Genomic DNA, 12859 nt, shown 5'->3' with positions numbered 1-12859 from the left:
TTATTGCCTGTAAAAAAAAGGAAAGGTTGTACAAAATAAATGTTGGGTTAAAAAATTATGGTATTATATAGTAAAAAGAACAATTCCATGAGATGATATATAGATAAGTTTAAAAGTGAATTCATAGGAGTGCAAAATGAATAAAGAAATAGATGGAGATAAATATATGATTTTATTAAGATATAGCTATATTATATTTTTTATAGCGTTTCTTATTATAGATAATGAAAATATATCTGCCAAGGATATATCATTATTGCTGATTTATATAATAAATAATCAAGTGAGATATTTTAAGTTAGATAATAAAAAAAGGTTTTATGTATTGTCTTTAGTTATAGAAGGAGCATTAGGATGGTATCTTTATGTATTGTTAGGTACTTATGGTGGAGTTATATTTATACCAATGTTAATTGATTTAACTTATAATTTCAAAAAAATATATTCTATAGTTTTTATGATAATAACTGTAGTTTTAATTTCAGTCACTAATGATTCGGAGGATTTAATACTATTATTGGTAGAGATACTACCTATATTATTATTAGGTATAGGGGCACAAGAACAAAACAATAAAAAAGTGAAAGCTCAAGATTTATATGATGAGCTTAGTGAAAAGGATGAAAAATTAAAGGAAGCAAATATGGAACTAGAGGCTTATGTTAATACTGTTGAGGAAATTGCAGTATTAAGAGAGCGAAATAGGATCTCAAGAGAGATTCATGATAATGTTGGACATACATTATCAACAATAAGAATACAGCTTGGGGCAATGGAAAACCTATCAAGAGAAAGTTGTCCTCAGGTTTCAAATATGGCTAAAAATTTAGATGAGTTTGCAAAGGATAGCTTAGTAGATGTACGGGCAGCAGTAAGAGCAATGAAACCTAGAGAATTTGAAGAATATGAAGAGATTATTGCTATCTCAGAAATGATAAAGAATTTCAAAAAACTTACTAACATAGATATAAAGATGAGGATATCGGAAAATATATGGAAATTAAATTCAGATCAGACCATGACAATATATAGAATAATTCAAGAATTCTTATCTAATTCCTTAAGGCATGGTAAGGCTACTGAAATTAGAATATTTTTCAATTTCTTAGAGGACCACTTAAGAATTCATATGAAGGATAATGGGGTTGGTTGTTCTACAGTTAACTCAGGGATAGGATTGAAAAGTATAAAGGAAAGAGTAGCTATTTTTGGTGGAACTATGGAGTATTACACTGAAGAGGGAGCTGGTTTTGAACTTATAATGACAATGGATAAGGTAAAATTGAGCATAGATGGGGTATAGAGAGTATGGAAAAGATAAAAATTATAATTGTAGATGATGAAAAGCTTATAAGGGATGGACTGAAAATTATATTATCTTCCTATAAGGATTTAGAAATAGTTGGACTTTGTGAAAATGGGAGAGAAGCTTATGAGTTTTGTAAAAAGAATAAAGTTGATATAGTTCTTATGGATATAAGAATGGATGAATGTGATGGGGTTTTAGGAACTAAGCTTATAAAAGAGAGTAATAAGGATATAAAAGTGTTAATATTAACAACCTTTAAGGATACTAAATATATACAGGATGCCTTAAAATTTGGCGCCTCGGGCTATCTTCTAAAGGATAGCTCCTATGAGTTAATTCATGGAGGAATTAAGGCTGCTTATGACGGGAATATTGTAGTACATCCTGAAGTCGCAACAAGGCTTATGGTAAAGGATCAGGAAGATACGGAAATAGATGAAGATAAAATCAAAGAGAAAAATGGATTAACGGATAGAGATATTAATATAATCAAAGAAATTGCAGGGGGACTGTCAAACAAAGAAATTGGAGAAAAGTTTTTTTTAACAGAGGGAACAGTAAAGAATAATATAAGTAATATTTTATCTAAACTTTCATTAAGAGATAGAACTCAGATTGCTATCTTTGCATTTAAAAATAATATAGTTCATTAAAAACTTAGGTGAATAAATATTGAGTTAGAGACTAGAGCGTAAAATCTTTAGTCTCTTTTTTAGGCTTAAAATGACTAAAGTCATTGATAGGAATGACTAAAGATAATGACCATAGCTAGTAGTTAAACATCTATTTTAGTATTAGAATTTAACTATAGAAAGAATAAGGAGATGAAATCATTGAGTATGATAGAAGTTAAAAATGTTATTAAAAGATTTAATGATAAACTTGTTACAGATAATTTAACATTTAGTATAGACGAGGGAGAGATATTTGGACTTTTAGGACCTAATGGGTCAGGAAAGTCAACTTTGATTAATACAATGGTTGGTCTTATAAAGATGGATAAGGGTGAAATAATTATAGGTGATTACAATATTTCAAAGGATTCACTTAAAGCAAGAAAAATAGTTGGATTAGTTCCACAAGAAATAGCTCTCTTTCAGGGACTTAACGCAAAGGACAACCTAGAGTATTGGGGAGGTCTTTATGGACTTAATGGAGCGTTGCTAAAGGAAAGAATTAATGAGGTACTAAAGATTGTATCATTAGAAGACCAGGGGAAGAAAGTTGTGAAAAAATATTCAGGGGGTATGAAGAGGAGATTAAATATTGCAGCAGCTCTTATGCATCATCCAAAGATTTTAATTATGGATGAACCGACTGTAGGTATAGATCCACAATCTAGAAATTGTATATTTGAAATGATACAAAAAATAAATAAAGAAAATAAAACTACCATAATATATACCTCTCATTACATGGAGGAGATAGAGCTTTTATGCAATAAGATACTAATTATTGATCAAGGGAAAGAGGTAGCTTATGGGACTAAAGAAGATTTGAAAAGGATGATAAAAAACAATAAGGTGATAAATATAAGAGCAACTGGAGAGCTAGATTCACTTATGTTTCAACTGGAAAAATCAAAGGATATAAGGCAGGTAGAAGTAGAGGGAGAGAATCTTAAGATAGTAGCTAATGAAAAGATGGATTTAAATGAACTGTTACTTGAAATTTCAAAGCAAAAAGTTAATATAAAGAATATTTCTATAGAAGAAGTATCATTAGAGGAAGTTTTCTTAACTTTAACAGGGAAAAAATTAAGGGATAAGGAGGATTAAAATGAATATTATTCCTCAAATTAGAAAAAATATTATTTCCTTATTTAAACAAGAAAAAGGTGTGTTAATATCATTTATAATATTACCATTAATTATGGCTTTGATTTATGGAATGATGCTTGGAGAGTCCTTTGATGGTCAAGCTTCTATAGATCCAATTAGAGTAGATTTAAGATATAATAACACCTCGGAAATAGGTGAAATATTAGATCATGTTCTTGAAGACGAGGGTGTAAAAAGCTTTATAGATGTAGATGGAGAAAATTATGAGTGTGAAGTAACAATTAGTGATGATTTTCAAAATATAGAAATAAACAATATTAAGGCAACATCTGAAAAAATAAATATATTATCAAGTTTCTTTAAAAGTTTCAATAGCGATGTTCAACAAGTTAAAGCAATATATAGGAATGTAGAGAAAGGTGAATTTAGCCAAGAAGAAAAAGGAATGATAATGGGAAATATATTGCAAAAGCTTAATGAAAATCAAAAGCAATCCTCAATAGAAGAGAAAAAGCTAAGTGGGTATAAGACTTTAGATTCAAAAGAGTATTATGGAATTTCAACATTTAGTTTCACGGCTATAATGTTAATTATTGTCCTTTCCAATAAGTTTTTTGATGAAAAACAGCAGGGGGTTGTAAGAAGGACATTTGCAGCACCTATAAGCAATGAGGAGTATATTATTGGATTTTTACTTTCTTCAACTATAGTGGCATTTATTATAAATATTATATATGTACTTGTTAATATAGCTATGGGGTTGAGTTTTAGAGAAAATTTTGGTGGCGTTATATTTATTGTTATTATCCAAAGCATATTACAAGGAGCTATTTCAACTCTAGTTATAGCTTTTATTAAAAATAAGATGATGGTAAATACAATAATTGGATTTTTCATAGTTTTATCCGCAGTAGCAGGAGGTGCATTTTACAATATAGATTCTATAGAATCACCTTTTTTAAAGGTATTGGGTAATATTTCTCCTAACACATTAATTTTAAATGCATATAAAAGTTTAGCTATTTCTAATAGTTTAAAGGAAACATTAATATATATAATTCCAATGATTATAATTTCATTAGTATTTATAATATTAAGCATGGTGAAAGTTAAAGTGAGGTGGGAGAGATAAAATGGGAAAATTAATAATTATAAAAAGTAATTTGAAAAGAATAGTTAGTAATAAAATATTTATTGTTATGACATTTTTAATTCCATTAATTATCACTCTAGCATTAGGGTTTATGGATAAGGGTGTGGGAGAAACCAATATTCTTATTAACAGTGATAAAGGAGAATTAAACCTAGAGTATATAAAAGAACTTAATAAGAGTAATAACATTAAAATATATGATAAAGAAGATGCTCTTAAAAAAGTAAATAAAAAAATCAGTTCTCAATGTTATGAGATACCAGATAACTTTTCAGAGCTTATTTTAAGGGGAGAAAAACCTAAAATTATGGTTCATAGATTAGAAAGTGGCTTTACCACAGGCACTTTTGAGTTCAATAGCAATAAGTTAATCAATAAAATGATTTTAAGTAATGAACTTAAGAATAGTGGTGTTAAAGTTAGTTTAGAAGAATTAAGTGAGGATAATTTAGAAATTGTACTAACAGGAAGAGAGAATGGGAAAAGTACTGATAGAACTATATTAAGCGTTCTAATAAGCTTTATTTTCTTTAGTTCCATAGGTGTGGCTACACAGTTATTTATGATGAATAAGGAAAATATATTAGAGCGAAGTTTTTCAACAGCAAATAGGCCTAGCACAATAATAGGGGCAATATTAATAGCATTATTCACATTATATTCTGTAGCATTTTCTAGTGTGTTTGTAATACAAGCAGCCGTTAGAGGATCATCTACTTTAGAGAACTGGCCATTATATGTTATTAATATAGTAGCTATGGTATTTGTTGCTTTAAGTCTTGGAATATTTGTAGCAAGGATTTGTAAAAATGAAAGTATGATAACAGTTATTATACAAGTTATTGCATGGATAACTTGTTTTGTAGGAGGAAGTTTTGCACCCTATGAGTTTTTACCTAGTGCTGTAAGGCTATTTTCTAAGTTTACTCCTCAGTATTGGGCTATTGAATCTTTAACCACAGGCAATATATATTTAGCAGGAATAGTTATATTATTTGGAGTAGTGCTATTTACAGCAGGAACCTTTAAGGTTAGAAGGTTTGAGTAAATAAAAATTTTACATTCTATATTAAAGAAGTGGCTTAGCCACTTTTTTTTATGCTTGAAAGATTAATTGTTAAATGATAAAGTATAATAAGGATTAATGGGAACATACTTTCACATTTTTCAATTTGGAGGACGATGAAATGTACGAATATATTAAAGGAAAATATATAGGAATAAATAAGGACTATATAATAGTAGAAAATAGTGGATTAGGATATAAGATTTTTACCTCTGGAGGAACTATGTCCTCTATGCCCAAAAGTGGCGAAGAGGTTATGCTTTATATAGAGCAAATTGTACGTGAAGATTTTATTGGACTTTATGGCTTTGATTCTAAGGAAGAACTAGAAATGTTTAAAGTCTTAATTAGTATTAATGGTGTTGGTGCAAAGGCAGCTCTTTCCTTGTTATCAATAAGCAGAGTAAATAATTTAAAGTATGCCATAATAATGGAAGATGAGAAGCATATTTGTAGAGCTCCTGGAATTGGGAAGAAAACTGCAGCAAGAATTATATTAGAGCTTAAGGATAAACTTAAGAAGGAAGATATGGTTATAACCCAAAATGAAGATGGAACAATTGATGATTCTAGAGATAATAAATATGTTACAGCTGTAAATGAAGCTTTAGGGGCTTTGCTATCACTTGGATATAGCGAAAAAGAAGCTGAGATTGCTTTAAAGCAAGTTAATAAAGAAGATACTGTAGAGAATATAATAAAAAGTTGTTTAAAGGTATTAATGGGCTAAGGAGGGGAAAATATGGAGAGAATTATAACATCTAAGGAACTTGAGGATGAACAGACTGGACAATTAAGCTTAAGACCACAAAAGACAAGTGAATATATAGGTCAAGATAAGGTTAAAGAGAGATTGAATATTTTTATTCAGGCTGCTCAAAGAAGAGGGGAACCCTTAGATCATGTTCTTTTATATGGACCTCCAGGACTTGGTAAGACTACCTTAGCTAATATTATTGCAAATGAAATGGATGGAGATTTAAAAGTAACTTCTGGACCTGCTATTGAAAGGGCTGGAGACTTGGCAGCTATATTAACTTCTTTAAAAACTAATGATGTTTTATTTATTGATGAAATTCATAGGTTAAATAGAAGTGTAGAGGAAATTCTTTATCCTGCAATGGAGGATTATGCATTAGACATAGTAATAGGTAAAGGGGCAGCAGCAAAATCTATAAGATTGGATTTGCCGGCATTTACATTAATAGGTGCTACAACTAGAATCGGAATGCTCACAGCTCCTTTAAGGGATAGATTTGGTGTATTGTGTGCTATGGAGTATTATACTGTAGATCAACTTATGGAAATAGTTATAAGAAGTGCACTTGTCCTTGGATGTCATATAACTAAAGAAGGAGCAATGGAAATTGCTAGAAGATCTAGAGGAACACCTAGAATAGCCAATAGATTATTAAAGAGAGTTCGTGATTATGCAGAGGTTTATTCTGATAAATTAATTAGCTTGAAGGAAGCAAAAGCAGGACTTGAAATGTTAGAGGTTGATGATCAAGGTTTTGATAGAGTCGATAATAAAATTTTAGAGGCCATAATAGACACTTTTAATGGAGGCCCTGTAGGAATTGATACTTTATCATATTTTATAGGTGAGGAACTTGGAACTTTAGAGGATGTGTATGAACCTTATCTCCTTCAAAAAGGATTTATTATAAGAACACCAAGGGGACGGGTTGCTACAGAAAAGTCTTATAAACATCTGGGTAGAGAAATGGGAAAAAGTAAGACTAAAGAAGAACAAAATAATTTTTTTAATGATTAGGAGAAGTGAATTTTAATGAATGTAAGTGATTTTAATTTTAATCTTCCAGAGGGATTAATAGCTCAGCATCCTCTAGAAAAAAGAGATGAATCGAGATTAATGGTTTTAGATAAAAAAACAGGTGAGATTCAACATGAGAAATTTTATGATATAATAGATTATCTTAAGACTGGGGATACTTTAGTACTTAATAATACTAGGGTTATGCCTGCACGGTTAATAGGTCAAAAGGAAATCACTGGAGGTAAAATTGAATTTCTTTTGCTTAAGAAAATTGAAGGAGACACCTGGGAAGCTCTAGCAAAACCAGGTAGAAGTGCAAAGGTAGGAAAAAAATTTACCTTTGGAGATGGAAAGCTTAAGGCTGAAGTAATTGAAGTTCTGGAAAATGGAAATAGAATTATTGAATTATATTATGAAGGAATTTTCGAACAAGTTCTAGATGAGTTAGGAGAAATGCCACTTCCACCCTATATTCATGAAAGACTTGAGGAGCAAGAAAGATATCAAACGGTTTATTCAAAGGAAAAAGGTTCAGCGGCAGCACCAACAGCAGGATTACATTTTACAAAGGAATTAATGGATAAAATTGAAGCTAAGGGTATAAATATAGTTTATGTAACTCTACATGTAGGTCTTGGAACTTTTAGACCTGTTAAGGTCGCAATTATAGAAGATCATGATATGCACTCAGAATTTTATATGTTATCTCAAGATAGTGCGGATATTATAAATGAGACTAAAAAAAGAGGAAATAAAATTATTTCTGTTGGAACTACATCAACTAGAACCCTTGAAACTATCGGAGATGAAAATGGTATAGTTCGTGAACAAAGCGGGTGGACTAATATATTTATCTATCCAGGATATAAATTTAAGGTGATAGATAAATTAATAACTAATTTCCACTTGCCTGAATCAACTCTTATTATGCTTGTATCGACCCTTGCAACAAGGGAGTACGTAATGCATGCTTATGACGAGGCAGTTAAAGAAAAATATAGATTCTTCTCCTTTGGAGATGCAATGTTTATAAAGTAATAAGGAGTGAAAGTATTGTCTAAAAGATATACATTACTAAAAAAAGAGGGAAAAGCAAGACGTGGTAGATTTGTAACGCCTCATGGAACTATTGAAACACCAGTATTTATGAATGTTGGAACTTTAGCAGCTATTAAGGGTGCGGTTTCATCAATGGATTTAAAAGAAATAGGATGCCAAGTAGAACTTTCAAATACATATCACCTGCATTTAAGACCATCAGATGAAGTTATCTATAAAATGGGCGGATTACATAGTTTCATGAATTGGGATAAACCTATACTTACAGATTCTGGTGGATTTCAAGTGTTTTCTTTGGCTAAAATGAGAAAGATTAAAGAAGAAGGGGTTTATTTTAATTCTCATATAGATGGAAGTAAGATCTTTATGGGACCGGAAGAGTCAATGCAAATACAAAGTCATTTAGCTTCAACTATTGCTATGGCCTTTGATGAATGTGTCTCAAATCCTTCAACACGAGAATATGTTGAAAGATCAGTAGATAGAACAACTAGATGGCTTGAAAGATGTAAAATAGAAATAGATAGATTAAATCTTCTACCTAGTACAATTAATAAGGAACAAATGCTTTTTGGGATTAACCAAGGTGGAGTTTATGATGATATAAGAATAGAACATGCTAAAACCATAACAAAAATGGATCTAGATGGCTATGCCATAGGTGGTCTTGCCGTAGGAGAAAGCCATGAGGATATGTATCGAGTTATAGATGCTGTTGTTCCGTATCTTCCAGAGGATAAACCTATATACTTAATGGGGGTTGGAACTCCAGAGAATATATTAGAGGCTGTAGACAGAGGCATAGACTTTTTTGATTGTGTACTTCCAGCAAGAAATGGGAGACATGGTAGTGTTTTCACAAAAAACGGTAAAATTAATTTGCTTAATGCTAAATTCCAATTAGATAGTAAACCTATAGATGAGGGATGCCAATGTCCAGCTTGCAAAAGCTACACAAGGGCCTATATTAGGCATTTATTTAAGGCTAAAGAGCTTCTTGCATTGAGATTATGTGTTCTTCACAATCTATATTTTTATAATAAACTTATGGCAGATATTAGAGATGCACTAGATGGCGGATATTTTAAGGAGTTTAAGGAAGAAAAACTTAAACAATGGAATTTAAATGCATAACTAGGCTAATAATATATAACTAGAAAAAATGAATAAATATTATTCATACATTAAAAAACGAAAGGGGAAATAAAAATGGATATATTAGTACAAGTAGGACCTATGTTAGCAATAGTAGTGGTATTTTATTTATTATTGTTATTACCAGAAAAGAAAAGGAAGAAACAGTACGCTGCTATGTTAGAAGGACTTCAGTTAAATGATGAGATTATAACAAGAGGTGGAGTAATTGGTAAAATCGTTAGCCTTGAAGTCGAGGAAATGATTTTAGAGTCAGGACCTAATAATGTAAGAATAAAATTTGCTAAAAGTTCAATAGCGAGTAAAATATACAAGCAAGAATAGAATAGTGCCTCCTAATACATCATAAGATGAAGTATTAGGAGGTGTTTTTTTTGGAGAGAAGAAAATTTGTAAAAAATATTTTTAAAGGGGCCATTGGAGCTATGATACTAAGTGGTATCTTACTTTTAATTCTATCTATTATTATGATTAATTTTGATATATCTAAGGGTATATATAGCGTTGTGTATAGAATCATAGTAATTGGATCATTAGTTGTTGGCGGTGTTGCAACGGCTAAAGGAAATGAACAAAAGGGGTGGCTTTCAGGAGCATTGGTAGGTGTGTTATTTTTCTTAGGTGCATATGTTGTAGGAGCTTTAGTTAGTGGTGATTGGTCCTTTAATGGGGGAATCGCATATGGATTAATTGAATATGTAATTATAGCTGGAATAGCTGGAATATTAGGGGTAAATTTGTAAAACTGCTTTATTCTAAAAAGTGTGTGTGATATAATAAAAATATTGTAAAAATAGAACATAGTACTGAGGAGGATAAAAATGAAGAAGAAAAGAAAAAGTGCCGTAGTATTTATAATATGCGTAATAGCTATATTTACGACTGCCTACTTAGGCTTTAGTGATGCGGTAATTGGTGGATTTAGAATTAAGTCCTTTGATCAAGCAATTACAAAAGGGTTGGACCTTCAGGGTGGGGTTTCTGTAACTATGGAAATCCAAGACAAAGATATAACTAAAGAGGACTTGGATAAAACTAAGAAACAATTAGAGCTACGAGTTAATAAAATAGGAGTATCGGAAACTGTTGTTACAACAGAAGGGGATAAAAGAATAAGAGTTGATATACCAGGACAATTCGATTCAGCAAGCATTGTTGAAAGTTTAAGTAAAACAGGCACGTTAACTTTTAAATCTCCAGATGGAGAGATTCTTTTAACTGGAGCAGATATAGAAAAAGCCTCAGTTATCTCTAATTCAGAAACTGGAGTTTCAGAGGTATCATTAGAGATGAATACAGAAGGGCAACCTAAATTCGCTGATGCTACAGCGAAATACTTAGGGCAAAAAATTTCAATATATATGGATGATGAAGTATTAAGTAGTCCAACAGTAAATTCTGTTATTACTGAAGGTAATGCCAAAATATCAGGGAGTACATCTATTGAAGAGGCAAAGACTTTAGTGGGACTAATTAATGCCGGGGCGCTTCCGGTTACTGTTAAAGCAGTTTCAGTTCAAACTGTTGGAGCTCAGCTTGGAGCCACAGCTATGCCAAGTGCTGTTAAAGCTGGTGCTTTAGGAATAGGATTAATATTTTTATTTATGATATTATTTTATAAAATACCTGGATTAATATCTAGTATTGCATTAACTTTATATATTACATTAACACTATTTGTATTTGGAGAAGTAGGAGCTACATTAACTTTACCTGGAATAGCCGCCTTCTTATTAACAATAGGAATGGCAGTTGATGCTAATGTTCTTATCTTTGAGCGAACACGGGAAGAACTTGCAAAAGGAGTATCAATTAAATCAGCTGTTAAGAAGGGTTTTGAAGAAGCATTATCTTCAATAGTAGATTCAAATGTGACAACTATTATTGCCGCATTAGTACTATATTTCTTTGGAACTGGAGCCGTAAAAGGGTTTGCAGTAACATTAATGATTGGTATATTAGTAAGCTTGTTTACAGCATTAGTTATTACAAAATTCCTAATATATCAAGCTGTTGAGATCGGACTATTAAGTAAACTATCTCATTTTAGGGCAAAGAAAACCATTGGTAATACTAAAGTATTTAAGCTTATGGAAAAAACTAAAATATGGTTCGTAATGTCATCTATAGTAATAATTATAGGAATAGGCTTTATGATATTTAGAGGATTTAATGTTGGGATTGATTTTAATGGTGGAACTCAAGTAGTAATTCAATTAAATGAAGATTTTAATAAAGAAGAAGTAGATACTATAGCTGAAAAATATACAGATGATTTTGTATCAAATACCGTAGAAGGTAGTCAGTATCAAATTAAATCTGGTAGTCTGGATAGTCAAAATGTATCTGACTTAGTAAATGAATTAAAGTCAACTTACGAATTAGGAGAGACCCCATTAGTGTCTCAAAATGAAATTGGAGCTTCCATTGGAAATGATTTGAAGAGGAATTCAATTATATCATTAGGAGTAGCTTTTATTGCAATGTTAATATATATAGCTATAAGATTTGAAATGAAATTTGGAATAGCTGCACTAATTGCAATTTTTCATGATATTTTATTAACTTTAAGTTTCTATGCTATATTTAATATTCAGGTAAATACACCATTTATTGCTGCAATATTAACTATAATAGGATATTCAATTAATGACACCATAGTTATATTTGATAGGATTAGAGAAAATTCTAAAACTATGAGAAGAAAAAGTGAAACAGAGATTGCAAATGTTAGTGTGACACAAACTATGACAAGATCTATTAATACAACATTAACAACATTAGTAACAATAGTGGCAGTAAATATATTTGTACCAGCGGTTAGAGAATTTGCTACACCATTAATTATAGGTATAGCTGCAGGTGCGTATTCATCAATATTTATTGCATCACCATTTTGGGTGATTCTTAAGAAGAAAAAGAAACATAAGGTTATAGAAGTAAAATAAATTTTAAGCGAAGAGTAGATATAATATTATATCTACTCTTTTTAATGTATAGGAAAGTATGGAGAGTTGAAGGTTAGAAGCTCCGAGGAGAAAGTTCCACACGCCAAATATAAAATGCCCATAGGGGAAAGTTCTGCTATCCAAATATAAAATTTGGAGCATCACTTTTGGACTGTCACTTTTCCTCCGGAATTTTTGAAAAATATATGTTTTTAAATTCCGTAGGAAAAAGTAAAAATCAAAATCTATGATTTTGCTTATTGAACTTTCTCCTGGGGATTTTATCCATAACTTTCAATTCCCCATAAGGGGCACCCTTCGGGTGTCAACTTTCAATTATCAATTCCACGCAAGGGGCACCTTCCAGGTATCCACAAGGGGTGCCCCTTGGGTATTAACTTTCAACTCTCCCAAGAGGAACGTGTCTTAGCCACTTTATTCTGTATTTTAAGACTATTGATAGTATGAGTTAAGGTTTGTTATAGTTAGAGTATAATTTTAGTAGGCAAAGGTAGCAAAAAAATAAAGGAGATGTAAAAACATCTCCCCAATACATAAATTATCCATTATAATTTTATTGCTAAGATAAAAAGAATGGAGTTGGATTT

12 protein-coding genes are annotated in these 12859 nt (G+C 31.0%); all 12 read left to right on the top strand.

The window, feature by feature from the left end:
• The first annotated feature begins 136 nt into the window (after window positions 1-136).
• The 12 genes from CLVI_RS13050 to secD all read left to right on the top strand — a co-directional run bounded on the left by CLVI_RS13050 (window position 137) and on the right by secD (window position 12251).
• Complete coding sequence (locus tag CLVI_RS13050) at window positions 137-1303, top strand: sensor histidine kinase (RefSeq protein ID WP_106060565.1); 1167 nt, start codon at window positions 137-139, stop codon at window positions 1301-1303.
• A gap of 5 nt (window positions 1304-1308) precedes the next feature.
• Window positions 1309-1962 carry a response regulator transcription factor gene (locus CLVI_RS13045; protein WP_106060564.1) on the top strand — a complete coding sequence of 218 codons (654 nt, stop codon included), beginning with the start codon at window positions 1309-1311 and terminating at the stop codon, window positions 1960-1962.
• A 180-nt stretch (window positions 1963-2142) separates the two neighbouring features.
• A complete protein-coding gene (locus tag CLVI_RS13040) occupies window positions 2143-3087 on the top strand; it encodes an ABC transporter ATP-binding protein (RefSeq protein WP_106060563.1) in 945 nt (314 codons plus the stop codon).
• A gap of 1 nt (window position 3088) precedes the next feature.
• Window positions 3089-4222 (top strand): ABC transporter permease, encoded by a 1134-nt coding sequence (locus CLVI_RS13035; RefSeq protein WP_106060562.1) that lies wholly within the window; start codon window positions 3089-3091, stop codon window positions 4220-4222.
• A 1-nt stretch (window position 4223) separates the two neighbouring features.
• Window positions 4224-5291, top strand: a complete 1068-nt coding sequence (locus CLVI_RS13030) for an ABC transporter permease (RefSeq protein WP_106060561.1) — start codon at window positions 4224-4226, stop codon at window positions 5289-5291.
• Between the two features lie 139 nt (window positions 5292-5430).
• Window positions 5431-6039, top strand: coding sequence for a Holliday junction branch migration protein RuvA (gene ruvA / locus CLVI_RS13025; RefSeq protein WP_106060560.1), 609 nt, complete (start codon window positions 5431-5433; stop codon window positions 6037-6039).
• Window positions 6040-6051: 12 nt separating this feature from the next.
• The gene (ruvB, locus tag CLVI_RS13020; RefSeq protein ID WP_106060559.1) at window positions 6052-7086 is read left to right on the top strand and encodes a Holliday junction branch migration DNA helicase RuvB; all 1035 of its coding nucleotides are present in this window, start codon (window positions 6052-6054) and stop codon (window positions 7084-7086) included.
• A gap of 15 nt (window positions 7087-7101) precedes the next feature.
• Complete coding sequence (gene queA / locus CLVI_RS13015; RefSeq protein WP_106060558.1) at window positions 7102-8127, top strand: tRNA preQ1(34) S-adenosylmethionine ribosyltransferase-isomerase QueA; 1026 nt, start codon at window positions 7102-7104, stop codon at window positions 8125-8127.
• Between the two features lie 15 nt (window positions 8128-8142).
• On the top strand, window positions 8143-9282 hold the full coding sequence (tgt, locus tag CLVI_RS13010) for a tRNA guanosine(34) transglycosylase Tgt (protein WP_106060557.1): 1140 nt from the start codon (window positions 8143-8145) through the stop codon (window positions 9280-9282).
• A gap of 75 nt (window positions 9283-9357) precedes the next feature.
• Window positions 9358-9627 (top strand): preprotein translocase subunit YajC, encoded by a 270-nt coding sequence (yajC, locus tag CLVI_RS13005; RefSeq protein WP_106060556.1) that lies wholly within the window; start codon window positions 9358-9360, stop codon window positions 9625-9627.
• Between the two features lie 50 nt (window positions 9628-9677).
• A complete protein-coding gene (locus tag CLVI_RS13000; RefSeq protein ID WP_106060555.1) occupies window positions 9678-10046 on the top strand; it encodes a TIGR04086 family membrane protein in 369 nt (122 codons plus the stop codon).
• 78 nt (window positions 10047-10124) lie between these two features.
• Window positions 10125-12251, top strand: a complete 2127-nt coding sequence (gene secD, locus CLVI_RS12995; protein WP_106060554.1) for a protein translocase subunit SecD — start codon at window positions 10125-10127, stop codon at window positions 12249-12251.
• Window positions 12252-12859: the final 608 nt, after the last annotated feature.

It is taken from the genome of Clostridium vincentii, from assembly GCF_002995745.1.
Classification (GTDB): domain Bacteria; phylum Bacillota; class Clostridia; order Clostridiales; family Clostridiaceae; genus Clostridium; species Clostridium vincentii.
This window is presented reverse-complemented; position numbering and strand designations above follow the sequence as displayed.

Bases quoted from the DNA above. Each gene is read 5' to 3' on its own strand.
- secD (WP_106060554.1), top strand. From the start codon at position 10,125: ATGAAGAAGAAAAGAAAAAGTGCCGTAGTATTTATAATATGCGTAATA.
- CLVI_RS13030 (WP_106060561.1), top strand. From the start codon at position 4,224: ATGGGAAAATTAATAATTATAAAAAGTAATTTGAAAAGAATAGTTAGT.
- CLVI_RS13035 (WP_106060562.1), top strand. From the start codon at position 3,089: ATGAATATTATTCCTCAAATTAGAAAAAATATTATTTCCTTATTTAAA.
- queA (WP_106060558.1), top strand. From the start codon at position 7,102: ATGAATGTAAGTGATTTTAATTTTAATCTTCCAGAGGGATTAATAGCT.
- ruvA (WP_106060560.1), top strand. From the start codon at position 5,431: ATGTACGAATATATTAAAGGAAAATATATAGGAATAAATAAGGACTAT.
- ruvB (WP_106060559.1), top strand. From the start codon at position 6,052: ATGGAGAGAATTATAACATCTAAGGAACTTGAGGATGAACAGACTGGA.
- CLVI_RS13045 (WP_106060564.1), top strand. From the start codon at position 1,309: ATGGAAAAGATAAAAATTATAATTGTAGATGATGAAAAGCTTATAAGG.
- CLVI_RS13050 (WP_106060565.1), top strand. From the start codon at position 137: ATGAATAAAGAAATAGATGGAGATAAATATATGATTTTATTAAGATAT.
- yajC (WP_106060556.1), top strand. From the start codon at position 9,358: ATGGATATATTAGTACAAGTAGGACCTATGTTAGCAATAGTAGTGGTA.